The organism is Streptosporangium sp. H13245 (genome assembly GCF_055690525.1).
Map to the genome: position 1 here is coordinate 111,420 of NZ_JBSZKT010000002.1, position 24,130 is coordinate 135,549.

Annotated in this window: 18 protein-coding genes; 16 read left to right on the top strand and 2 right to left on the bottom strand. The window is 70.3% G+C overall.

The features are described 5' to 3' along the window. The first annotated feature begins 67 nt into the window (after positions 1-67). The 5 genes from ACW9TB_RS04545 (at position 68) to ACW9TB_RS04565 (ending at position 5,531) form a co-directional block, all read left to right on the top strand. Positions 68-715: a GntR family transcriptional regulator gene (locus tag ACW9TB_RS04545; protein WP_472746641.1), complete on the top strand. Its 648-nt coding sequence runs from the start codon at positions 68-70 to the stop codon at positions 713-715. A gap of 135 nt (positions 716-850) precedes the next feature. Next, positions 851-1,531 (top strand): cysteine hydrolase family protein, encoded by a 681-nt coding sequence (locus ACW9TB_RS04550; RefSeq protein WP_472746642.1) that lies wholly within the window; start codon positions 851-853, stop codon positions 1,529-1,531. A gap of 3 nt (positions 1,532-1,534) precedes the next feature. Then, positions 1,535-3,127 (top strand): SulP family inorganic anion transporter, encoded by a 1,593-nt coding sequence (locus ACW9TB_RS04555; protein WP_472746643.1) that lies wholly within the window; start codon positions 1,535-1,537, stop codon positions 3,125-3,127. A 39-nt stretch (positions 3,128-3,166) separates the two neighbouring features. Further along, positions 3,167-5,038, top strand: coding sequence for an allophanate hydrolase (atzF, locus tag ACW9TB_RS04560; protein WP_472746644.1), 1,872 nt, complete (start codon positions 3,167-3,169; stop codon positions 5,036-5,038). Between the two features lie 85 nt (positions 5,039-5,123). After that, complete coding sequence (locus ACW9TB_RS04565; RefSeq protein ID WP_472746645.1) at positions 5,124-5,531, top strand: RidA family protein; 408 nt, start codon at positions 5,124-5,126, stop codon at positions 5,529-5,531. A gap of 4 nt (positions 5,532-5,535) precedes the next feature. Here ACW9TB_RS04565 and ACW9TB_RS04570 read toward each other — a convergent pair whose 3' ends face one another. Both ACW9TB_RS04570 and ACW9TB_RS04575 read right to left on the bottom strand, forming a co-directional pair. Further along, positions 5,536-6,480, bottom strand: a complete 945-nt coding sequence (locus ACW9TB_RS04570; RefSeq protein WP_472746646.1) for a TrmH family RNA methyltransferase — start codon at positions 6,478-6,480, stop codon at positions 5,536-5,538. Next, positions 6,473-7,246, bottom strand: a complete 774-nt coding sequence (locus tag ACW9TB_RS04575) for a DUF4184 family protein (RefSeq protein WP_472746647.1) — start codon at positions 7,244-7,246, stop codon at positions 6,473-6,475. The genes ACW9TB_RS04570 and ACW9TB_RS04575 overlap by 8 nt, the downstream gene beginning before the upstream one ends. A gap of 307 nt (positions 7,247-7,553) precedes the next feature. On the opposite strand from ACW9TB_RS04575, the gene ACW9TB_RS04580 reads away from it, so the two are divergent. From ACW9TB_RS04580 to ACW9TB_RS04630, 11 genes are all read left to right on the top strand, one after another. Continuing rightward, entirely contained in the window at positions 7,554-8,183 is a 630-nt protein-coding gene (locus ACW9TB_RS04580; protein ID WP_472746648.1) for a cation diffusion facilitator family transporter, read from the top strand. A 330-nt stretch (positions 8,184-8,513) separates the two neighbouring features. Next, a complete protein-coding gene (locus ACW9TB_RS04585) occupies positions 8,514-10,304 on the top strand; it encodes a substrate-binding and VWA domain-containing protein (protein ID WP_472746649.1) in 1,791 nt (596 codons plus the stop codon). Positions 10,305-10,505: 201 nt separating this feature from the next. Continuing rightward, positions 10,506-13,037, top strand: coding sequence for an RNA polymerase sigma factor (locus ACW9TB_RS04590; RefSeq protein WP_472746650.1), 2,532 nt, complete (start codon positions 10,506-10,508; stop codon positions 13,035-13,037). Between the two features lie 521 nt (positions 13,038-13,558). After that, positions 13,559-14,686 (top strand): GNAT family N-acetyltransferase, encoded by a 1,128-nt coding sequence (locus ACW9TB_RS04595; protein ID WP_472746651.1) that lies wholly within the window; start codon positions 13,559-13,561, stop codon positions 14,684-14,686. Between the two features lie 154 nt (positions 14,687-14,840). Further along, positions 14,841-15,674: a glycosyltransferase family 2 protein gene (locus tag ACW9TB_RS04600; protein WP_472746652.1), complete on the top strand. Its 834-nt coding sequence runs from the start codon at positions 14,841-14,843 to the stop codon at positions 15,672-15,674. Positions 15,675-15,676: 2 nt separating this feature from the next. Next, a complete protein-coding gene (locus ACW9TB_RS04605) occupies positions 15,677-16,633 on the top strand; it encodes a glycosyltransferase family 2 protein (RefSeq protein WP_472746653.1) in 957 nt (318 codons plus the stop codon). After that, positions 16,630-17,430 carry a polysaccharide deacetylase family protein gene (locus ACW9TB_RS04610; protein ID WP_472746654.1) on the top strand — a complete coding sequence of 267 codons (801 nt, stop codon included), beginning with the start codon at positions 16,630-16,632 and terminating at the stop codon, positions 17,428-17,430. Before ACW9TB_RS04605 ends, ACW9TB_RS04610 begins: the two co-directional genes overlap by 4 nt. Before the next feature lie 279 nt (positions 17,431-17,709). Continuing rightward, positions 17,710-20,922, top strand: a complete 3,213-nt coding sequence (locus ACW9TB_RS04615; protein WP_472746655.1) for a hypothetical protein — start codon at positions 17,710-17,712, stop codon at positions 20,920-20,922. A gap of 95 nt (positions 20,923-21,017) precedes the next feature. Continuing rightward, on the top strand, positions 21,018-22,238 hold the full coding sequence (locus ACW9TB_RS04620) for a DUF418 domain-containing protein (protein WP_472746656.1): 1,221 nt from the start codon (positions 21,018-21,020) through the stop codon (positions 22,236-22,238). Positions 22,239-22,533: 295 nt separating this feature from the next. Next, positions 22,534-22,773, top strand: a complete 240-nt coding sequence (locus ACW9TB_RS04625; protein ID WP_472746657.1) for a hypothetical protein — start codon at positions 22,534-22,536, stop codon at positions 22,771-22,773. 85 nt (positions 22,774-22,858) lie between these two features. Next, a complete protein-coding gene (locus ACW9TB_RS04630) occupies positions 22,859-24,112 on the top strand; it encodes a helix-turn-helix domain-containing protein (RefSeq protein WP_472746658.1) in 1,254 nt (417 codons plus the stop codon). Positions 24,113-24,130: the final 18 nt, after the last annotated feature.

A 24,130-nucleotide genomic window follows, 5' to 3' on the forward strand; every position in this document is an offset into this window, starting at 1 on the left:
TCCCGCGCGTGGGGATCCCGCCGTTCTCTGAGAGAGTTTGTTCCACACGTCGAGAGGAGTTGGACGGGTGGAACCCGATGGGGAGCTGAAACACCCCAGCCTGGTCGAGCTTTCGATGCGGCGGCTCCGTCACGAGATCCTCTCCGGCGCCCTCGCGCCGGGCGAGCGGCTGATCGAGGAGCAGCTCACCCAGCGGTTCGGCATCAGCCGGGCGCCGCTGCGCGAGGCGCTGCGGTCGCTCGGGCAGCAGGGGCTGGTGGAGCACCTGCCCCGGCGGGGAGCCCGCGTCACCGAGCTGACCGGGGACGACGTGGACGAGCTGTTCGGGCTGCGCGACGTGCTCGAACGCTACGCGATCGAGACCGCGCTGCCTCTCCCCGCCGCGCACGGCATGACCGCGCTGGCCGAGGCGCTTGAGGGCATGGCGTCGGCGGTACGGCTGGACGACCCGCTCGGCGAGAACGAGGCGCACCGGCGCTTCCACGTCGCGCTGGTCGCGCTGGCGGGTCACCGCCAGCTGCTGATGGCGTACGAGCCCGTCATCCTGAAGCTGCAGCTCTACATGGCCGCGAACCTGCGCAGGGAGGCCGAGCAGCGGGCCCCGTCCGAGGGGGTGGAGCGGCACAGGCGGCTCTTCGAGGCCATCGCCTCCGGCGATCCCGCCGTCGCGCTCGACGCCCTGTCCCGGCACGGGGCGCGCACCTACATCGGCTGAACGCCCGGCCCCGGGGAAACACGACACGATCACGCTCCGGTCCGGGGCGCTAACAGAAGCGTAACCGGATGGGAAACCCACCGACATAATTCTGTCGACAATCGACAAAAGGAGGATCCGAGGAACGGAGTCAACGTGTCCGATCCGCTTCTCGTCGAGGCCGAGCCGTACGCATACGGGTTCGATCCGCGACACACAGCGCTGCTGCTCATCGACATGCAACGGGACTTCGTCGAGCCCGGGGGCTTCGGGGAGACCCTGGGCAACGACGTGTCCATGCTGCGGCGGGTCATCCCGCCGCTCCAGGAGGTGCTGGCCGCCACCCGCGCGGCGGGAATGACCGTCGTCCACACCCGCGAGGGGCACCTGCCCGACCTGTCCGACTGCCCGCCCGCCAAGCTCAACCGCGGCGCGCCGTCGCTGCGCATCGGGGATCCCGGTCCCGGGGGACGGATCCTGATCCGCGGCGAGTACGGCCACGACATCATCGACGAGCTGGCCCCCATCGAGGGCGAACTCGTCGTCGACAAGCCCGGCAAGGGCTCCTTCCACGCCACCGACCTGGACCGGACCCTGCGGGCGGCGGACATCCGCAGCCTGATCGTCACCGGCGTCACGACCGAGGTGTGCGTGCACACCACCGTCCGCGAGGCGAACGACCGGGGGTACGAGTGCCTGGTCCTGTCCGACTGCGTGGGCTCGTACTTCGCCGAGTTCCAGCGGTACGGGCTCGAAATGATCGCCGCGCAGGGCGGCATCTTCGGCTGGGTCGCCCCCTCCGGCGGCTATCTCAAGGCACTCGAAACACGGAGCTGACCGATGACCACGACAACCGGCCCCGGCAAACTCAAGCTCCCCTGGTGGGTCGGCGGGGACACCAACGCCTTCTTCGGCCTCGGCTTCAACGTGATGGTCAACGTGCTGGTGCTGAGCGGCCTCTGCCTCGGGGTCGTCCACCTGCCAGGCTCCGACGTCTTCGGCGTCATCCTCCCGGCGATGGGCATCCAGCTCCTGATCGGCAACGTGTACTACACCTACCTCGCCCGGCGGCTGGCCCGCCGGGAGAACCGCACCGACGTGTGCGCGATGCCGTACGGCCCCAGCGTCCCGCACATGTTCATCGTCGTGTTCGTGATCATGCTGCCGACCTACCTGGCGACCAAGAACCCCCTGCAGGCGTGGGTGGCGGGGCTGGCCTGGTGCTTCATCATCGGCGTCATCGTGCTGATCGGCGCCTTCGTGGGCCCGTACATCCGCCGGTTCACCCCCAGGGCGGCGATGCTCGGCACCCTGGCGGGCATCTCGATCGCCTTCATCTCGATGCGGCCCGCCGCGCAGATGTGGGAGGCGGCCTGGATCGCGCTGCCGGTACTGGTGATCATCATGGTCGGCTTCTTCACCGACCTGAGGCTGCCGGGCAACATCCCCGTCGGGCTCGCCGCGCTCCTGGCCGGTACCGCGATCGCCTGGATCGGCGGCTACATGAACCCCGCCGACGTGGGCGCCGCCGCCGAGAACATCGCGGTGAGCCTGCCGTCGCTGAACGTCGACCGCCTCCTCGAAGGGCTCGGCCAGGTCTCGCCGCTGCTGGCCACCGCCATCCCGCTGGGCATCTACAACTTCACCGAGGGCATGAGCAACGTGGAGAGCGCCGCCGCCGCGGGTGACTCGTACAACCTGCGCTCGGTGCTCCTGGCCGACGGCGCGGGCGCGGTGGTCGGCTCGATGCTGGGCTCGCCGTTCCCGCCCGCCGTCTACATCGGCCACCCGGGGTGGAAGTCCGCGGGCGGCCGGACGAGCTACTCGATGGCGAGCGGCGTCGTCATCGCGCTGTTCTGCTTCCTCGGCATGTTCGCGCTGCTCGGCGCGGTGCTTCCGGCGCCCGCGATCGTACCGATCCTGCTCTACATCGGGCTGCTCATCGGCGCCCAGGCCTTCCAGTCGGTGCCGAAGGCGCACGCGGTGGCCGTGGTGATCGCGATCATCCCCAACATCGCCTCCTGGGCGCAGGGCTACATGGACAACGCGCTCGCCGCCGCGGGCACCAGCGCGCGGGAGGTCGGGTACGGCACGATCGCGCAGAGCGGGACGGTCTACGAGGGAACGGCCCTGCTCGGCGGGGGTGCCGTGCTCGCCGGTCTGGTGCTCGGCTCGATCACGGCCTTCATCATCGACCGGTCGTTCCTGTGGGCCGCCGGGTACGCGTTCGTCGGCGCGGCCCTGGCCTTCATCGGCCTGATCCACGGCGAACGGGTCGAGTGGAACGCCAACGGCCAGGTCTCCCTGGGATACCTCTTCGCGGGGCTGATCCTGCTCGCCTTCGTCTTCCTCAAGCCCAAGCCGTCGGACGAGACGGCGGTCGCCGTCGACGAATCCGAGCCGACGGCCGCGAGACCGGTCGCCACCTCGTGAGCGATACCACCGGGAACCACGTACACACAGGAAAGGCACATGCGCACTCCGCCTGATCCGGACAGCATGCCCACCCCGCTCCGCCTGGACCTGGAGAGCCTCTCCGAGCTCTACCGCTCCGGGGCGGCCAGCCCCGCCGACGTCGCCGGGGAGGTGCTCGCCCGGATCGCGGCGCGGGGTGACAACCACGTGTGGATCACCCTGCGCCCGGCGGCGGACCTGCTCGGCGACGCGGCCGAGCTGGCCCGCCGCTGGCCCGACCCGGACGCCCGCCCGCCGCTCTACGGCGTCCCGTTCGCGGTCAAGGACAACGTGGACGTGGCCGGGCTGCCCACCACCGCGGCCTGCCCGGCCTACTCCTACGTCCCGGAACGCGGTGCGCCGCTGGTGGAGCGGCTGCTCGCGGCGGGTGCCCTCCTCGTCGGCAAGACCAACCTGGACCAGTTCGCCACCGGGCTGTCGGGCACCCGCAGCCCGTACGGCGCGTGCGAGTCTCCGCTGGTACCGGGCCTGATCTCCGGCGGGTCCAGCTCGGGCTCCGCGGTGGCGGTGGCCGCGGACCTGGTCTCGTTCGCCATCGGCACCGACACGGCCGGGTCGGGCCGGGTACCCGCCGCGCTCACCGGCACCGTCGGGGTCAAGCCGAGCCGGGGCCTCGTCAGCACGCTCGGCGTGGTGCCCGCGTGCGCGTCGCTGGACTGCCCGAGTGTCTTCGCCCGCTCGGCCGCCGACGGCCTGGCCGTCCTGTCGGTCATCGCCGCCTTCGAGCCCGCCGACCCCTGGTCACGCCCGCTGCCCGTCCCCGGTCCTGTGCCGCCCTCCGCGTACCCCCTGCGGATCGGGGTGCCGCGCGAGCCGGAGTTCTTCGGCGACACCGCCGCCGGGGCGGCCTTCGCGGAGGCGGCGGAACGGCTCACCGGCCTCGGTCACCGGCTCGTCCCCGTCGACCTCGACCCGTTCCTGGCCGCAGGACGGCTGCTGTACGAGGGGCCGTGGCTCGCCGAGCGGCTCGCCGCGGTCGGCGACTTCGTCGCCCGCAACCCCGGCGAGGTCCACCCGGTCACCCTGAAGGTGCTGTCCGGCGGCGGCGCGCTCAGCGCCGTGGACGCCTTCGAGGGGCTCTACCGCCTGCGCGCGCTGGACGCGGAGACCCGGGAGGCGTGGGCCTCGATGGACGTCCTCGCGGTCCCGACCGTGCCCACCACCTTCACCGTCGCGGAGATGCTCGAAAGCCCGATCGAACGCAACGCGATCCTCGGCCACTACACGACCTTCACCAACCTCCTCGACCTGGCCGGAGTCTCCGTACCCGCGGGAACGACGACCACCGGCCGCCCCCACGGCGTCACCTTCCTGGGCCCGGCGGGCTCCGACGAACTCCTCGCCGCTCTCGGCGCCACCTTCCACACCCTGACCGGCGGCCCCGCGATCCCCGCCCCGGACCCGCGACCGGCGGCCGTACACATCCCAGAGGCTCGACCGGCGACGGCCACGCCCCTTGCCCACCCCACCGAGGCGCGAACGGTGCTCGCCGTGGTCGGCGCCCACCGTTCGGGCCAGCCCCTGCACGACCGGCTCGTCTCCCTGGGGGTCACCGGTCTGGGAACCGCCCTCACCGCCCCCCTCTACCGCCTCTACGCCCTCGACGGCGACGGCCTGCCGCGCCCCGGCCTGGTCCGCACCGCCTCCGGCGGGGTCCCGGTGGAGGTGGAACTGTACGACCTGAGCGCCTCGGCACTCGGCGTCCTCCTGACGCAGACCACCCCGCCCCTCGGCCTCGGCACGATCCACCTCGCCGACGGCCGCGCGGTGCACGGCTTCCTCTGCGAGGCGTACGCCACCCGGGACGCCCCCGACATCAGCCACCACGGCAACTGGCCGGACTATCTCCTCTCCCTGCCTCGGTCCTGACACCTCACGGTCGTTCCGCGCCCGCTGAGGCGCGGGCGCGGGCGCGGGACGACCGTACGCCGACGCTGGTTGCTACGGTTTCCGCATGACTGAGCGGTTCGCGATCCTGAGCGGTTCGACCTTCGAGGAGCGGATCGGATACGCGCGGGCGGTGGTCGACGGCGACCGGGTCCACGTGTCCGGGACGACCGGCTACGACTACGCGACCATGACGATCTCCGACGACGTGGTCGAGCAGGCCGAGCAGTGCCTGCGCAACATCGGAGAGGCACTGTCCAAGGCGGGCTGCTCGTTCGCCGACGTCGTCCGGGTTCGGTACATGCTGCCCGACCGCGAGGACTTCGAGCCCTGCTGGCCGACCCTGCGCCGCCACTTCGGCGAGGTCCGCCCGGCCGCGACGATGCTCGTGTGCGGCCTCGCCGACCCCCGCATGAGAATCGAGATCGAGGTGGAGGCACGACGCCCCACGGCGCCGGGATCCGCCCTGCCGTAGGAGTTCAGCTCGCGCGCATGAGGCCGTGGCAGGCGATGGCGGCGGCGGCCACGACATTGAGCGAGTCCACGCCCGACGCCATCGCGGCCGGGCTCATCGGGATGCAGACCGCTTCGTCGGCCTCGCGCAGCCAGCGGGAGGAGAGGCCGTCCCCCTCCGAGCCGAGCAGCAGGGCCACCCGGTCGGCCATGGTGACCTTGTCCATAGGTGTGACGGACTGGTCCGGGGTGAGGGCCAGCGTCTGAAAACCCGCCGCGCGCAGTTCGGCCAGGCCCGCGTACCAGTCGGTCATCCGCGCGTACGGGATCGCGAAGACCGCGCCCATGGACACCTTCACCGAGCGCCGGTAGAGAGGGTCGGCGCAGCGCGGTGAGAGGATCACCGCCTCCACGCCCAGGGCCGCGGCGCAGCGGAAGATGGCGCCGACGTTGCCGTGGTCGACGAGGTCTTCGAGGACCAGGATGCGCCGGGGCGGTGAGCCGGTCCGTGCCACGGGCTCGACGTCCTCGCGGGCGGAACCCGTCGCGGAACCGCGCGAGGAACGCGCCGTGAATTCGGCGGTCTCGGGATCGGGCCCCACCTGGGCGGGGTGCCTTCCATCGCCGGGAGCGGCCCTGCCGGACAGGAGATCCTCCACCCCGGGAAGGGGGAGGCGTTCCATGGCGGCGAGGGCGCCTCGGTGGACCTGGAAGCCGGTGATCTCCTCCACGACGGCGTCGTCCACGATGTGGACCCGGTCGCCGAGCGGGCCGAGGAGGTCGGCGAGGGGTCCGGCCCAGCGGGGGGTGAGGAGGACGGAGCGCACGGGGTAGCCCGCCGCGACGGCGCGGCGGATGACCTTCTCCCCCTCGGCGATGAAGAGACCGTGTTCGGCCTCCATGCTCTTGCGTAGCTCGACGTCGCGCAGGTTGGCGTAGTCGGCCAGGTGGGGGTCGATGGCTTCAGGCACCCTGGAATACTGCCATGACCCGCCTGAGCTGCCATATCAGCGCGTAGACGAGCAGCAGGGCGGAGCAGCCGACGACCACCCCCGCGCCCAGCCTCGTCACGAGCTCGGCGGTGCTGCCCGGGGGGAAGGCCAGGGACCAGGCGACCGCGCCCAGCGGGATCGACACGGCGGTGGCCAGGAGCACGGCCACGCGTCCCCGGGCGGGGAGGAGCAGCCGTTCCGGCACCGGCCGCGGCTCCATCCGGGTCAGTCCGCGCCAGGCCCACCAGAGGACGATCGCCAGGCCGACCACGGTGGAGGTGTACTGCAGCAGGCGAAACAGGGGGACCACTCCCGCCACCCGGGTGTCCAGCCAGCTCCAGCCCCACAGGGCCGAGCTGTAGGAGTGGGTGAAGGAGTCCCAGACCTTGTGGGTGAGGGCGCCCACGACACCTCCGGCGATCACGGCGGGCAGCCGCCGCAGCCCGTACATGCCCGGGGTCAGCGAGGCGGCGCGCCCGGCGAGGGCGGGGGGCAGGAGCGCGGTCAGCGGGTCGCGGAGCATCAGGTGGAAGACGGCGAGCAGCACCACGACGGCGAACGGGTCGAGCGTGAGGACGCCTTCGAGGGAGTGCCAGATCATGTAGTCGGGCAGGAAGGGAAAGAAGATCGGCAGGTCGGGCACCATGGCGCCCAGGGCGAGGGCCCAGGGGTCGAGGAACCGGCGCGTCCGCTCCGAGGAGATCAGCGGCAGCACGGCCGCGACATGACTGGGCGTGAACGGCACGGATTTCCCTCCGACGATCTGCTGGACAGGATCCATCTTGCGGCATGGCCGCCTCCCGGCAGCGGGCTTTCACCGGCCCGCGAAACCCCGCCGTTCTCCCGCGACGCCCCGTGGCCCCTCCTCGCCGTCCGGCATGCCGCCGTACGAGAGGCGTGTCAGGCGCGTCACACGGGAGGCACGTCGCGCAGGACACACCGTGCGAGAGGCGCGCCGCCGTCGCCGTGAGGAGTTTTGCCGCTTCCCCGCCCTTCGACACTCTGTGACGTATAAATTACCGAGCGCCGTCGAGCGGGTACCGGAGGCCGTCGTGACCGACCAGATCGTGCTGGCGCCGCCGAGCGCCGAGTGGCTGCGTGACGCCCGCAGGGCTCGCGCGCTCTCCCTGGCCACCCTGGTCTGGCTGGGCGCCGAGAGCGTGCTCGGCATCGCCGCCGGTCTGGGGGCGCACTCGGTCGCCCTCATCGGCTGGGGCGCGTCGGCCCTGGTGGAGGCGGCGGCCAGCCTGATCGTGGTCTGGCGGTTCACCGGTACGAGGACCGGTTCCGCGCACGCGGAGGAACGGGCCCGCAAGGCCGTGGCGATCAGCTTCTGGATCCTCGCCCCCTACCTGGTGCTGCACGTGGCGCACGACCTGGACGCCGGTCACCGGGCCGTGCCGAGCGTGCTCGGGATCGTGGTGACGGCGGCCAGCGTGGTCGGCATGCCGTTCCTGGGGATGGCCAAGCGGCGACTGGGCGTCCGGCTGCACTCCGCGGCGACCGCAGGGGAGGGAACGCAGAACCTCATGTGTGCCCTGCTCGCGGCGGGGGTGCTGGCCGGGCTCGCGCTGAACCCCGCCGGGTGGTGGTGGCTCGATCCCGCCATGGCGGTCCTGCTGGCGGCGGTGGCGGCACGCGAGGGCCTCAGGGCGTGGCGCGGACATTCCTGCTGCCACTGATCGCCCGTTTCCCGGCGCCGGTCATTCGTCCCGGTCGTTGGTCGTCTGTTTTCCCGCGCCGGGCGTCCATTCCTCCCGGTCATCGATCATCCGTTTCCCCGTCGCGGATCTTCCGGCGTTTCCGACACCTGACCAGGTGATCCCCGCCGCCGCCGACCACCGGGCGTCCTCACGGACACAGGGTTCAATGATCAATACATACGGTAACAGCTGTACCAAAATGTGTTTTTTGCCCCAGTAATCATTCCAAGTACGGTTCCCTGAATATTGCGGACGACCTCCCGGTAGGGTGACCCGCTAGCTCCAGACATCGACACCAAAGAGGACATCGTGGGCGGACGTCACCGGACGGATGAACTCGAGGACGGCTACACCCCGTACAAGGAACCGCAGCCGAGGCGCAGGCGCGGGGGGCGCGGCAAGGTGCTGGTCCCGCTGGCCGGGTCCGTCGCCCTCGCGGTGCTGCTCGGCGTCGCCGCGTTCGTGGTCATCAACCGCGACCGCGACCCCGCCGGTGGGTGCGCGGGCGAGGCGCTCCCGCTGCGGATCACCGCCTCCCCGGACATCCAGCCCGCCCTGTCCCAGATCGCCGAGCGCTTCAACAAGGCGGCCCACGACGTCGACGGCAGGTGCGCCGCGGTCACGGTGACCAAGGGCGCCTCGGCGGCCGTGGCCTCCTCCTTCAGCGGCGGCAAGGCCGTCGCGATGGACATGTGGGTCCCCGACTCGAAGCTGTGGGTGACGAACCTGCGGGCGAGGAACCAGGAGATCCCCGAGGCGGGCGCGTCCATCGCCCACTCCCCCATCGTCATGGTCGCCTCGGGCTCGGTGGTGCCGAACCTGAAGAAGAGCTTCGGCGAGGCCAGCTGGGGCGGCATGATCAACGCCGCCAACGTGGCCAACGTGGACGGCCCCGGCCGCAAGGTGCGCGTGCTCGTGCTGGACCCCTCGCTCAACGCCGCCGGGCTCGGCGCGCTCCTGGCCGCCGCCGGAGTGGCCACGGCCTCGGGGGCGGGCGAGGAGCAGCTGGTCGGCGCGCTGAAGAGCCTGTCGGGATCGACGTCGACGGTCCGCGACCAGGACGCGCTGCTGTCCAGCCTCGGCGTCCAGGGCAGCAAGGCCCCCCTGGGCATCTCCTCGGAGCAGGGCGTCTGGGCGTTCAACAAGGTCAAGAAGCCCGAGGTTCCGGCCGTGCCGCTCTATCCGGCCGAGGGGACCATCAACCTCGACTACCCGGTGGTGGTCACCGCCGGGGACGCCTCCGTCCGCAAGGCCGCCGAGGCGTTCCAGAAGGAGCTCGGCAGCGAGGCGTCCAGGAAGACGCTGCAGGACCAGGGGTTCCGCACCCCGGACGGCAAGGGCGGCAAGGCGATCTCCGGCTCCGCGGGCTTCCAGGCCAAGGCTCCGCAGGTGATCGAGCCGCCCGACGACAAGACCGTCGCGAGGATGGCCCAGACCTGGTCCCGGATCAAGCTCGGTTCGAGGCTCCTCACCCTGCTGGACGTCTCGGGGACCATGGCCCGTCCCGTGCCGGGCACCGGCCTGACCCGGATGCAGGCGATCACCAGGATCGCCGTCGAGGGCATGAAGCTCTTCCCCGTCAAGAGTGAGCTGGGGCTGTGGGAGTTCTCCACCCATCTCAACGGCCGGGGGGTCGACTACCGCGAGACGATTCCGGTGGGACCGCTCACCCAGGAGATCAACGGCGTCCTGCGCAGGGACGCGCTCAACCAGAGGCTGGTCACGACCCGGGCCAGGACGACCGGCGACACCGGGCTCAACGACACCCTCGCCGCCGCCTACAAGCAGATGACCGACGAGTACCAGAGCGACAAGATCAACACGGTGCTGATCCTCACCGACGGGGCCGGTAACGACGACCCCGACGGCGGGATCAGCAACCAGCAGATCCTGAAGCGGCTCAGGGACCAGTTCGACCCGGAGAAGCCGGTCAGCGTCCTGATCATCGCCTTCGGCCCCGACGCCCCCAAGGGCAAGCGCCAGATGGACGCCCTCGCCAAGGCGACCGCCGGTGACGCGTACATCGCCAAGGACATCCTGGAGGTCAGGAAGTTCTTCCTGGAGGGCATGAAGCGCCGGCTCTGCGCGCCCAACTGCTGACTCTCCCGCATCACTTTCATCCTGTACGGCTGGTGCCACATTGGTACCAGCCGTATCAGTTTTCCCAGGTCATACCGTATCGGCATGATATCGACCCCTTTGGTCAACCGGTTGCCGGGAGGTGACGTCCTACGCGTGTGGCCTGGAACGGGTGAGTGGTGAAACCCGTGAACGAGCCCGTCTCGCGGGGGAGGAATGTCCGTGCCCGGATGGCCGACCGTCGGCCGAACCGACGATCAACAACTCGTTGAGGCGCTGCGGCGTGCCGACACAACGGCACCCGCGAGCCTCTACGACTCCTATGCCGAACGTCTCAACGACTACGCCCACTCGCTGCTGGGCGACCGTGAGGCCGCCGCCGGTGCCGTCCACGACGCCCTGGTAACGGCCCAGGGCAGCGTGGACCGCCTGCGTGAGCCCGGCCGCCTGCGCGCGTGGCTGTACGCGCTCGTACGGACCCGGTGCGCGGACGGGGAGCGCGGCTCGCGGGGATCGGAGCCGCCGCCCGACATCCACGACGACCCGGGCGAGCGGGAGCTGGCGGCCCTGGTCCACGAGGCGATGGCGGAGCTGAGCGGGCAGGAGCGCGAGGTACTCGAACTGTCGCTCCGCCATGACCTCGCGAGCGGCGAGGTCGGCGCGGTGCTGGGGCTGACCTCCCGCCAGGTCGCGGCGAGGCTCGGCCGGGCCCGCGACCACCTGGAGAACGCGGCCGCGGCCGTGGTGCTCGCCAAGGTCGGCCGGGCGCACTGTCCCGACCTGTCGGCGATGGTGGACTCGTGGGAGGGCCCCCTCACCACGATGCTGCGCAGGCGGCTGTCGGCTCACATCGGCCGCTGCGAGGTCTGCGTCGAGCGCAGGGACCGGCACGTCTCGGCCGGGCGGCTGCTGGACCTGCTCCCCCTGGCCTACCCGCCGCTCTCCCTGCGCCGCCGGGTGATCGAGACCTGCGTGAACCCGGAACTGCGCGAGGAGCGCGCCGCCGTCGTCGCCGGGAACGGCTTCGACAAGGCCGGTTTCCCCACGGTGCCCGAACGGCGTACGGGAGGCCGCCGGTGGGGCGGCAAGAGGGGCGGCAGGCGGGCGCGCGACGAGGGCGACTCCAGGGGCGGGGAGTCCACACCGCCCGCGGGCACCCGCTCCCGGCACGCGGCACCCCCCTCGGACGCGAGGGCGTGGCCTGCCGGGACGGAGGCCCGGTACGAGGAAGGCCCGGCGGGGTACGCGGAGACCGGGACACGCTTCCCGGAGAGCGCGCCGCGCCGCGCGGAGGGCGGGACGGCGCCCCGGTACGTGATGGCGTCGCCCACGGACGGCGAGCCCGGCCGCGCGGCACCGTGGGCGGACACCGGGACCCGGCACGCGGCACGACCGGCGGACGGCGAGGTGCTGCACACGCCGCCCCCCGTGGACGTCGACGCCTGGCCGGCCCCGCCGGTGAGCGCCGAGGCGTGGCCGACACCGACCGAGAACGCCGAAGCCTGGCCGGCACCCCCCTCGGACGACCGGGCGTGGCAGATGGCGTCGCCGGTGGACACCGGAGCCTGGCCCGCGCCGTCCCCGGAGGACGATGCCCGACCGGCGCGTCCCGCGGAGGGTGAGACGTGGCGCACGACACCACCCGCGGGCGGCGAGGCGTGGCACGCGACACCACCCTCTGACGACCGGGCATGGCAGGCGACGCCATCCTCGGACGGCGAGGCGTGGCGCGTGGCACAGTCCTCGGACGACCAGGCGTGGCGCGCGGCACAGTCCTCGGACGACCAGGCGTGGCACGCGTCATGGCCGTCGGACGACGCGTCCCGGCGCACCCCGCCGGACGGTGGCACCGCGCTCTGGAACGCGCCACCGGCGGAGGCTCCATCGTCCGCGGGAAGCCCCGAGGACCGGCGTACGCCACCGGCGGGAAGCCCCGGGGCGGGGCGTGCGTCGTCGGCGGGGAAGACCGAGACCCGGCGTACGCCGCTCCCGGGCGGGGGGAGGCGGGGCGCGGAGACGCCGCCCGCGCAGCGGCGGAGGCAGCGCGGGCGCAGGGGGCCGGTGCTGCTCGCGGCGGTGTGCGTGCTGGCCGCCACCGGGGCGGTCGTCGTGGTGGGCGGGCAGGACCTGGCCGGAGGGGCGTTGAGGGACCCCCGGACCGCGCCGGGAGCGGAACCCGCGCTGATCACGCTGGAGCCCGGCCCCGGCCCCGAGCCCGACCCCATGCTGGAGGACCCGGAGGCGGAGGCCGCGCCGACACCCACACCGAGGAGAAGCCGGAGGGCCGAGACGCCCGTTCCCGCCGTCCCCACCGCCACCGCGACGCGACCGGCACCGAGCCGCGCCCCCACGGCCGGACGGCCCCGCCCCACCCGTACCGCCACCACGCCGCCCGCGGCCGGGCGGCTGAGCGTCTCGTGTCCGGGCGACATCGGGGAGGGCGCCGGGCAGATCCGGCTCGCGGCCCGCGGCGCCACGGTCTCGTGGTCGGCGACCACCTCCGGCGGGCTCGACGTGCACCCCGCGCAGGGGCGGTTGAAGGCGGGCACGAGAAGCGTGATTTGGGTCACTGCCAAGGACCCGTCGGAGAGCGGCACGGGACGGGTCGCGTTCAAGTCCGCCGGGGGTAACGCCGGATGCGCGATTTCGTGGGAAAGTCCTGACCCCGACGCCTCCGCGCCCCCGGACGACCCGGCCCCCGAGCCGACTCCGACCCCCTCCGCCGGGGCGAGCTCCGAGGGGGCGACGGGCTGAATCCCGCATCTCGTTTTACCTAACACCGAGACTTCTCTCAGAGATCCGGTAAACCATGGACTGGTGCCGAGCGTCGGCATTGACGTCCATGCTGAGTGATTGGTCACATGAAGAGCGCGATCAGTCACATCATTACCAACCAGGAGCTCGGAGATGTCGATCAACCGCAGGGTGCTCAGGTGGGCGCTCACCTTCGCGTGCGTCGCGGGGGCCGTGATCGCCTTAGCCGACATCGACACTCCGTTACGCTTGATCCTTACGCCCCTGTTCCTGTTGGTAGTTCCCGGCGCCGCGGTGGTAGGACTGTTGCGTGATCGTGACCCGCTTGCGGCACTATCAGTGGGTGCAGCGGCGAGCCTGGTCGTAAACGTTCTCCTGGCCGCTGCCATGCTTACTTTTGACGCATGGTCGCCCCGCGCCGGAGTCGCGACCATCGCGGTGCTCGGCGGCTTCATATACGTATTACGCGTGTTGTATCGGGGGAGCGGGAGCTTGCAGACCGAACAGGGGGCCAGGTCAAGGTGAACATCGTCATCGTTCGCCCGGGAGACCTCGGGGAACCCGAGATCTCCCGATGGCGGGAGTTGCAGGTGGCGGACCCGTCGCTGGACAACCCCTTCCTCTCCGTGGAGTTCACCCTCGCCATGGGGCGGCTGCGTGACTACGTTCGTGTCGCGGTCATCCAGGACGGCGGCAAGATCGTGGGGTTCTTCCCCTACGAGCGCCACAACTTCGGGATCGGCAAGCCTCTCGGCGGTTTCCTGACCACCTGCCACGGACTGATCGCGGTCTCCGGCCTCAAGCTGGACGTCCGGACGCTCCTGCGCGCCTGCAAGCTCTCCGTCTTCGACTTCGACCACCTGGTTCCCGGCCAGCCGACGTTCGCGCCGTACGAGTCGGACGTGCGACCGGCTCCGGTGATGGACCTCAGCGTGGGCTTCGAGACCTACATCGAGCAGGTCAAGGCCAACTCGCCGAAGAACCTCAAGACGGTCCGCTACAAGGAGCGCAAGCTCGGCCGCGAGCAGGGCGAGATCCGCTTCGAGTGGTACTCACCCGACCCCGGCACCCTCCGCACGCTCACCAACTGGAAGTCCGACCAGTACCGCAGGACCGGCCGGGTCGACCGTTTCGCCCAGCCGTGGATCGTCCAGTTGCTCGACGAGATGCACGCGCAGAGGTCCGAGAGCTTCGCGGGCGTCCTGACCATGGTCTACGCCGGGGACAGGCCCGTCGCCGGTCACTTCGGCCTCCGGACGGCGACGACCCTGGTGGGCTGGTTCCCGGCCTACGACACCGAGTTCGCGCGTTACTCGCCCGGCATCATGCACCACCTGCACATGGCCGAGCACGCCGCGAACTCCGGGCTGCAGCAGGTCGACATGGGCAAGGGCGGGCGCGAGTACAAGAGCTGGTTGAAAAGCGGTGACCTCTTCGTCGCGGAAGGCCGCGTGTCGCGTCCCTCCCCGGCCGCCGCCGTCCACTGGATCGGCCGCACCCCGGTCAACAAGGCACGAACGATCGTCACAGATCGCCCGAATTTGTACAGGCTTGCTGACCGTGTGCTGAAGGGTTTCGGCCGTATGCGCTCCCCCGCGCAGAACCAATCAGGCACTCCGGTCGTCAAGGAACCATGGGGAGTGGGCTAACCGCTCCCGTTCATCGCCACTCCACCCGCCAGGACCCTCGCATGCATCCCTCATCGCATTCGCCGTTTCCGCCGGTCGTCCCGACCGGCCATGGCACCGGGTCCGTCCGCCAGTCGCCCCTGACGACCGACCGCCCGGAAGGACATCCGTCACAATGAGTCCCGAGATCACCAAGCACTACAACAACAAGAAGCCACCGCTGAGGGCGGTGCCACCCATCGAGCGGTTCACCCCCATCACCCCCAACATGGCGATCTCCCCCACCGTCAGCGTCGTCGTACCGGCCATGAACGAGGCGGAGAACCTCCCGCACGTCTTCGCGACGCTGCCGCAGTGGATCGACGAGATCGTCCTGGTCGACGGCAACTCCAAGGACGACACCGTGGCCGTGGCCAGGAGGCTGCGTCCCAACGTCCGGGTGGTCCACCAGACGGGCAAGGGCAAGGGCAACGCGCTGACGGCCGGATTCGCCGCCTGCACCGGCGACATCATCGTGATGATCGACGCCGACGGCTCCACCGACGGCCGCGAGATCATCCAGTTCGTGGGCGCGCTGGTCACCGGGGCCGACTTCGTCAAGGGCTCGCGCTACGCGTCCGGCGGCGGCAGCGACGACCTGACGTTCATCCGCAAGTTCGGCAACAAGTCGCTGACCGCGCTGGTCAACAGGATGTACGGCACCAGCTACAGCGACCTCTGCTACGGCTACAACGCCTTCTGGGCCCGCCACCTGGACGTCCTCAACCTCGACTGCGACGGCTTCGAGATCGAGACCCTGATGAACGTCCGCGCCGCCAAGGCCGGGCTCAAGGTGCACGAGGTTCCCAGCCACGAGCGCTGCCGCATCCACGGCGAGAGCAACCTGCACGCCGTCCGCGACGGCATCCGGGTGCTGAAGACCATCATCCGCGAGTGGCGGAGCAACCCGGCTCCCGTCGTTCACGAGCCGGCCGCCGCCACTCCGGCCGCCGACCAGGGTGCCGCGTAGCCATGAGAAGCAGCGTCGTCATCTGCGTCTACACCGAGGACCGCTGGGAGGACATCCGAGCAGCCGTCGAGTCGGTCCAGAACCAGACGCGCGAGCCGCACGAGATCATCCTGGTCGTTGACTACAACCCGGATCTCCACCTGAGGCTCAAGAAGGAGTATCCCGGCGCGATCGTGGTGGAGAACGCTCAGGAGAAGGGGCTGTCCGGTGGCAAGAACACCGGCGCGGCGACCGCCTCCGGCGACATCGTGGCGTATCTGGACGACGACGCCGTCGCGGAGCCTGGCTGGCTGGAAGCACTGGAGGAGGGCTTCCAGGACCCGACCATCGTGGGGGTGGGCGGGCTGACCAGGCCGCTGTGGGGCACCGCGACCGGGCAACGGCCCGGCTGGTATCCCCACGAGTTCGACTGGACCATCGGGTGCAGCTATCTCGGTATGCCCACGCAGCGGGCGCGGATCCGCAACGTCATGGGCGGTAACGCGGCCTTCCGCAGGGAGGCCATCGGCGGTGTCGGCGGGTTCCACACCGGCATCGGGCGCAGCGTGCAGGGGCGCAAGCCCCGCCCGCTGGGCTGCGAGGAGACCGAGTTCTGCATCCGGCTCTCACAGCGGATGCCGGGGTCGGGCATGCTCTTCGAACCCGCCGCGGTGATCGGCCACAAGGTGCCGCCCGTACGCGCGACGTTCGCCTACTTCCGCTCGCGCTGTTTCGCCGAGGGCCTGTCCAAGGCGCTGGTCGCGCAGAGCGTGGGAGCGGGCGACGGGCTCTCCAGCGAGCGGGCCCACGCGATGAAGGCGCTGCCGCTGGGCGCGCTGCGCGGGGTCGGCGAGGCGCTGCGGGGCGACGCGTCCGGCCTCGGCAGGGCGGGCGCGATCGTCGTCGGCCTGGCCTGGACGACCTGGGGATACGTCGTCGGTTCCGTACGGCTGAAGCTGAAGCGGGTGCGTTCGTCATGATCCGTGTACCGATCCTGATGTACCACTCGGTCTCCAACCGGCCCAACGCCGAGACGAAGCCGCTGGCGGTACGGCCCTCGGACTTCGCCGAGCAGCTGGCCTACCTGAAGGAGACCGGCTTCACGCCGCTGACGGTGGCCGACCTGGTCGCCTCGCTGCACAACAACGGCCGTTCCATCCCGGAGCGGCCGGTCGTGGTGACCTTCGACGACGGCTACGCCGACTTCCACAGCGAGGCGCTGCCCCTGCTCGAACGCTACGAGTTCCCCGCGACGGTCTTCCTGACCAGCGGGTGGGTCAGCGACGCGGGCAAGGACGCGGCGGGCAGGCCCCTCGACACGATGCTGTCGTGGAGCCAGGCCCGCGAGGCCGCCTCGTGCGGCATGGAGATCGGCGGGCACAGCCACAGCCACCCCCAGCTCGACCAGTTGCCCGACGACGAGCTCCGCCAGGAGCTGCGGCGCAACAAGGCCCTGCTCGAGGACAAGATCGGCTCCCTGGTCTCGACGATGGCGTACCCGTACGGCTACTCCAGCGTGCGCGTGCGGCGCGAGGTCAGGAAGGCCGGATACTGGGCCGCCTGCGCGGTGAACAACGCCATCGCCGCCGACCGGCACGACGTGCTCGCGCTGCCGCGCCTGACCGTCGCCGAGGGCACGTCGATGAAGATGTTCAGCCGGGCGGTCGAGGGAAACCAGGTCCCGCTGATCTACATGCGGGAGCGGATGCTGACGAAGGGGTACGCCGTCGTCAGGCGCACGAGATACGGTCTGCGCAAGGTACGCGGCCAGGCCTGAACGACCGGGCACGCCCCGGGGACGGCGCGATCCGCGGGGCGGGTCGCGCCCCCGTGGCCGACCCGGTGAGATCGACGGTCCCCGCTCCGTCCGGCGCCCTCCCTCCTTCGGGAACGGAGGCGCCGGGAGGGGGCCGCCCGGCCGGAACACGGCCGAGGTAGCGCTTTTCACCGGTCTACGCGAAGCACCCGGGCATGACGGATATCCATGGCGGCTCGTCACACCCCGGTCCGCGTAGCCGCCATGATGTTAGACGTGAGGCAACGGGCAGGTAATGACGTGACGACGACGGGGGCGGCGGAAACTGCCGAGGTCGGGGAGATCGATCCCACCCACCCCGCGCCTTCTGACGGGACCCCGGCCGGGTCCGACGGCGAGCCCACCGGCACGGCGCCCTTCGAGGCGCCCGAGGACGAGGCTCCCGACGAGACCCCGGACGGCGAGATCCCCGACGGCGACGCTCCGGGCGACGAGACCTCCGAGGGCAGGACGCCCGGCGCAAGTCCGTACGGCAGGAGTCCGTATGGCGGGAATCCGTACGGCGGGACCTCCGGCGCCGGGAGTCCGGACGACGAGACTCCCGGCGACGAGACCTCTGAGCGCCGGGCGCCCGGCGGCGGGGGTCCGTACGGCGAGGAGGCTCCGGGAGCCGACCCTCGTGACGACGACACGTCACCGGCCTCCGCCGACAACGTGGACGCCGACGATGACGCTGACGTCTATAGCGCCTATAGCGCCGCCGACGCCGACGCGCCACCGGTCTCCAAGGACGGCACCGACGACGTGAGCGCCTCTCGGGATGAGGGCCTCCACGGCGACGACCCCGAGGTCACGGCCGTCATCAGGCTCCCCCTCCGCCCGGTGTCCTCGCCCCCCGCCGAAGCCCCGGAGGATCCCGAGGACGCCGAGGACCCTGAGGATCCCGAGGACGCCGAGGACGCCGAGGACAGGGCCGACACGACGACGGAGATGCGCCTGCCCGGCCGGGCCGCGTCCTCCGTCACGGCCCCTCCCGCCCCCTCGAAGCCCCTGGACTCCCCGGACTCCGACTTCTCGGAGGCCCCGGACTCCCCGAGGGCCTCGGGGCTTCCGGGTGTGGAGCCGAAGGAAGGGCTCACCGAGACTCCCAGGCAGCCCCTGGGAGTCTCGAAGCCCCTCCCCGAGGTCTCAGAGGCCCCAGAGGCCCACCGGGCCCCACAGGGCACGCAGAGGAGCTCGGGGACCGGTTCCGGGACGGAAAGGAAAACGGGCAAGGGCAAAGCCGGGAAGGCCGCACCGGCGACCAGCGCCATGCCCCCGGTCGCGACGCCCACCGCCGAACCGCCCGCCGCGACGCCCGCCGCCAAGCCCTCGCGCCTGCAGACCGTGACGCGGTCGGCCATGGTCTGGCTGCCGCCGCTGCTCACCGTCGAGGGCCTGATCATGTACGTGCTGGCCCTGCGCGTGGCGCCGGGCCCGCTGCGGGGCGTCGACCTGACCGAGATCGACGGTGTGGGCCTGATCTCGGCCATGCCGCTGACCGCGTTCGCCGCGATCCTGCTGATGCTCGTCGCGTTCTTCGTCACGATCGCGCAGAACACCGACCGCAAGTTCCTGCTGCTCTTCCAGATCGCGGCGATCACCTTCGCCCTGCACGGGGCGGCGGCCCTGATCGAGGACGAGGCCAGGTTCCACACGGCCTACGTCCACGCGGGCTTCGTGGAGTACATCAACCGCACCGGTGAGGCCTCCGCCATCCTCGACGCCCGCCTGGCGTGGCCGGGGTTCTTCGCGCTGGTGGCGTTCGTCACCAAGGCCGCCGGGGTCACCGACCTGACGATGATCATGCGGTGGACGCCGCTGCTGTCGAACCTGCTGTACCTCCTGCCGTTCGTGCTCATCCTGCGCCAGGTCGTCGCCACCACCAGGGCCCGCTGGTTCGCCGCCCTGCTGTTCGTCATCGTGCAGTGGATCGGCCAGGACTACTTCTCCTCCCAGGGCTTCACGTACGCGATCTACCTGGCCTTCGTGGCGATCGTGCTGCGCTGGTTCGGCAAGGTGGAGCCCCGCGACAAGCCGATGCCGGTCAAGGGGCCGATCCGGCGGCTGCTCGCCCACCTGGACGGGCTGACGCCGGGTGAGCTGCCCCACTCCACCGGCGTCTACGACCGGGCCATCATGCTGATCGTGCTGATCGGCCTGTTCGCGACCGCGACCGCCTCGCACCAGATCACCCCGTTCATGATGCTCGGCGCGCTGACCGGGCTGATCCTGCTCAGGCGCTCCTCGCTCAGCTGGGGGCTGCCCTTCTTCCTGGGCCTGATGGTGCTGGCGTGGATCAGCTACCAGACGGTCACCTTCTGGAGCGGGCACATCGACCAGCTCTTCGGCGGTCTGGGCCGGATCCTGGAGAACCTGCAGAGCAACACCGGCGACCGGATCGACGGCAGCGATCCCAAGCACGCGCTCGTCCTGATGGCCCGCCTGGGCATCTGCGGCGTCATCCTGGTGCTGGCCGCCGCCGGGCTGTTCCGCCGCCTGCGGCGCGGCGTCGGCGACCGCGCGGCCCTGCTGCTGCTGTGCATCCCCGTGCTCGCCCTCGGCCTGCAGAACTACGGCGGCGAGATCGGCCTGCGCATCTACCTGTTCGCGCTGCCCGGCGCCTGCATCCTGGCCGCGTACGCCTTCTTCCCGAACCTCCCGGCGGGCACCGAGGACGCGCCGGAGGAGACGGTGCCGATCCGCAGGCGCAACATCCGGTTCAACCCGGAGCTGACGCGGCGGATCTCGCTGCTGCTGGCCGCCGGGTGCGCCATGGTGCTGGCGATGGTCTTCCTGGTCGCGCGCTACGGCAACGAGCAGTTCGAGCGGGTCTCCGCCAGCGAGGTCGCGGCGATGCACTACGTCTACGAGCACGACAAGCCGAGTGCCCGCGTCCTGTACCTGGTCCCGCTGCTCGGCGAGGAGGTCACCCCGAGCATCCCGTGGGGCGAACGCGACTTCGACAAGATCTCCTACCAGCAGGTGCTGGTGGAGAAGGACCCGGCCCAGCTCCGCTGGGTGATCGAGAAGCTCCGGCTGTCGCCGCCCAACACCTACCTGGTGGCCACCCGGGGGCAGGCCGGGTACCTGCAGCTCAACCACGGCTTCCCGCAGGACTGGGCACCAAGGTTCCGCACCGCGCTCGACGCCAGCAAGGACCTCAAACGGGTCTTCAACGGCGAGGACGCGGCCGTCTACACGCTGAGGTCCTACCCCGCGGGGGCCGAGATCCCCGAGCCGGGGGTGCCGGTCGGCGGCAGCGACCCGACCTCGCCGTGGACGCCGGTCGGCCTGGCCGCGCTGGGCCTGACGTGGATCGCGCTGTTCGGCTACGAGGTGGTCCGCCTGCGGGGCCGCGACCAGGCGACCCGGACGAGGAGGCGCATCCTGTTCGTCGCGGTGCCCGCGTTCGTGCTGGCCGTGGCGGTGATCGCGGAGCGGTTCGTCGTCATCGGCTACCAGCTTCAATAAGGAACAAAGTCTCTCGGCGGGCGGCCGGGCCGCGCCATACTGGGCACCGTTCGCCGGGGGGACGCACGTCCCGAAGCTGCTCGAAGGACGGTCAGATGCTCGCAGGAGAGCCCCGCGGCCGGGCGGGGACCTCCACCGAGGCCACAGGGCGGCGGATCGCGGCGGTCGACGCGCTACGCGGTTTCGCGCTGTTCGGCATCGTGGTGGTCAACATCACCTATCTCGCCTCGGGATACCGGATGGCGGGGCTGGCGGCGCCGACGTTCTCCGCGCCGCTCGACTGGGAGGTGCGCTGGGTCGTCTCGGTGCTCTTCGAGAACAAGTTCTATCTGCTGTTCGCCTTCCTGTTCGGCTACAGCTTCACCCTCCAGATCGACTCGGCCCGCAAATCGGCGGCGGCGTTCACGCCCAGGTTCCTGCGCCGCCTGGGAGGGCTGTTCCTGCTCGGCCTGGCCCACGGGATCCTGCTGTTCCCCGGTGACATCCTGGCGACGTACGCGATCGTGGGGCTGGTCCTGCTGGCGGTGCGGCGGATCACCCCGCGCACCGCGGTGATCGCCGCGCTCGCGCTGACGGTGGCGCTCGCCGTGGGGGTGCTGCTGCTGGCCGTGCTGGCGACGCTGGGCACCGACGCCTCGGAGGCCGTGTCGGAGAGCGCGGCGCAGGCCGCCCTGTCGGACCGGGCCCTGCACGGCTCCGCGTCCATGATCATCAATGAGCACCTGCACAAGCTCGCCAAGATCTTCGTGCTGCGGGTCTTCTTCCAGGGGCCCACGGTCCTGGCGGCCTGCCTGGTCGGGCTGGCCGTGGGCAAGCTGCGGCTGCTGACCGACCTGTCCGGGCACACGGCCACGCTGCGGCGGCTGCAGTGGGCGGGGTTCACCGCCGGGTTCGCCGGGGCGCTGGTCTACGCGCACTCGACCTGGTCGGGCGGCGGGCACGCGTACCACATGGTCGGTCAGGCGGTGAACCTGGTGACCGCGCCGCTGCTGGCCGCTGCCTACGCCGCCACCCTGCTGCGCCTGCTCCCGGCGGTGCCGCGCCTGGCCGGGGCGCTCGCGGCGCCCGGCAGGCTGGCGCTGACGAACTATCTGGGGCAGTCGCTGATCAGTTCGTTGATCTTCACCGGTTACGGGCTGAGCCTGGTCGACCAGCTCAGCCCGTTCCGTGTCGTGTCGATCGGCGTCGGCATCTTCGCCGCGCAGGCCGTCTGGAGCCTGTGGTGGCTGCGCCGCCACCGCTACGGGCCCGTGGAGTGGCTGCTGCGCTGGTTCACCAACTGGCGCAGGCCCTCCCGTTCCCCGGGGTCCACCTAGTAGGACTTTGTCATTTCAAGATTGTTTGACGTCGTTCTCGGATGACTCCCCGAAAAACACCGCTTCGCCGATGTCCAGCGCGGTCGGAAGATCAGCCATCAGCCGCACGGGACGAATCAACCCGTAGCGGAGTCGAAGGCCTCGGGGGTATCGGGCATTTCAAAACGGACAATACGGGTACGGCACTTCGTACCCCAGATCCATGCCTGCTCGACCACCAGTTTCACGAGGGCCCGGCCGGTGGGTCCGTGTCCGATGACGCGCAGCCTGCCAGCACGCAGGCGTCACCGGCCTCATGGTGCTCTCAGACGTCGGGCAGGAAACCGCTGAACCCGACATCGCGCACGTTCTGAACATCGCCGCAGGCGACACGGTCGTTCACCGCTTCCGGCGCGCCGTCATCACTGATCGGCCCGCCATCGAGCGAGTCCTGTGCGACGAGGCCGGTCGCCGGACCACGCTGCAGAGGTGCGTCGCGAACCCGCTGCGGATTCAGCTCCTCGAAGAGGACCTGCCACTGAAAGCACCCGTATAGCGGCTTGTTCGCATGGCTCCGCGTACTGGTACGCGGGTACCGTGCTGCTAGAGGCTGAACTTCACGAACTGAGGCGGAGTCGAATATGCCATACGAGCTGGAAGAGCAGGAGGCCATTGGCCAGCGCATCAAGAGGCGGCGGCTTCGTCTCAAGATGGGGCAGGCCACCCTTGCCACAGCCGTAGGTAAGACGCAGGGGTGGATGTCCAAGGTTGAATCTGGACGTCTCGAACTGGACCGGACAGGGCTGATCAACCAGATCGCAAAAGCCTTGCACTGTCATCCCAACGATCTCATCGAGCGACCGTATACGGGCTCAGCCTCCGAAAGTGAATGGCGGGCATCGGCAGCATCGATTCTCCGGGAGCTGCGCCGCTACGACCTCACCCCCGATTTTGACGGCGCCCCCCGCTCATCCCACGACCTGTGGCAAGCAATGAAGCGACTTCACCGGCTGAGAGACGCAGCGGCGAACGTGGCCATCTTGCGTAGCCTGCCTGACCTCTTACAGGAATGCCGCGCTCTGGCCGAAGCCGCTGATGGCCACAAGCGAGAAGAAGCATTCGCTATCTACACAGTGTGTTGCAAATTCGCCCATACCGCCGCTCATGTACTCGGCCTCCCAGAGCTCGTGGCCATGGCCTGTGAGCGTGCCTCATGGTCTGCGCAGCTCTCCGGCGACTCCCTGATGCCCGCCGTCGTCGACTGGATGCGGGTGTGGGACATGTGGGCCACCGCCGACTGGGACGATTCCATCGCTCTGTCCGACAAAGCACTGCGTAACGTGGAGGGCAGTTATGAACGAGGAGAACCTCTCTCGTTGCGCCTATGGGGCTCCCTGCAGCTGAGAGCAGCCGTGTCAGCAGCACGGGCGAACAATGCCTCCGAAGCTGAGCACCGTCTCGTCATGGCCAAGCAGGCAAGCCAGCGGGTAGCCGCCTATAGCGGACCAGAAGTCTATGACCGGCACTCTTTGACATTTAGTGCTGGAAACGTACAAATCCACGCAATTAGTGTGGCATTAGAAATGAGCGACCAGACCAAGGCCCTTCAACTCAACGCGAGCGCCGACCCTGAGCACCTGGCGACTCTGCCCGCTTCCCGTCAAGGGCACCACCGCATGGATCTGGCTCGCGCTTGGCTGTGGGATGGAAACCGCACCAAAGCTCTTGCCGAACTAGAGGAAGCCGAGCGGCTGGCACCACAATTGGTCCGTAATCACCCCATTGCTCGGGCCACGCTACGAAAAATCGTATATGCCGAAAGGGCCGCTACGCGCCAGCGCCTGAGGGCGATGGCAAGTCGATTTCAGCTGGACGACCAGGCGTTATTCCCCTGATTCATATTCGCTGACAGC

What these genes read in the sequence shown, in the direction of transcription:
- ACW9TB_RS04600 (WP_472746652.1), top strand. Translation starts at nt 14,841, where the DNA reads ATGAGTCCCGAGATCACCAAGCACTACAACAACAAGAAGCCACCGCTG.
- ACW9TB_RS04625 (WP_472746657.1), top strand. Translation starts at nt 22,534, where the DNA reads ATGGTGCTCTCAGACGTCGGGCAGGAAACCGCTGAACCCGACATCGCG.
- ACW9TB_RS04610 (WP_472746654.1), top strand. Translation starts at nt 16,630, where the DNA reads ATGATCCGTGTACCGATCCTGATGTACCACTCGGTCTCCAACCGGCCC.
- ACW9TB_RS04565 (WP_472746645.1), top strand. Translation starts at nt 5,124, where the DNA reads ATGACTGAGCGGTTCGCGATCCTGAGCGGTTCGACCTTCGAGGAGCGG.
- ACW9TB_RS04630 (WP_472746658.1), top strand. Translation starts at nt 22,859, where the DNA reads ATGCCATACGAGCTGGAAGAGCAGGAGGCCATTGGCCAGCGCATCAAG.
- atzF (WP_472746644.1), top strand. Translation starts at nt 3,167, where the DNA reads ATGCGCACTCCGCCTGATCCGGACAGCATGCCCACCCCGCTCCGCCTG.
- ACW9TB_RS04555 (WP_472746643.1), top strand. Translation starts at nt 1,535, where the DNA reads ATGACCACGACAACCGGCCCCGGCAAACTCAAGCTCCCCTGGTGGGTC.
- ACW9TB_RS04620 (WP_472746656.1), top strand. Translation starts at nt 21,018, where the DNA reads ATGCTCGCAGGAGAGCCCCGCGGCCGGGCGGGGACCTCCACCGAGGCC.
- ACW9TB_RS04605 (WP_472746653.1), top strand. Translation starts at nt 15,677, where the DNA reads ATGAGAAGCAGCGTCGTCATCTGCGTCTACACCGAGGACCGCTGGGAG.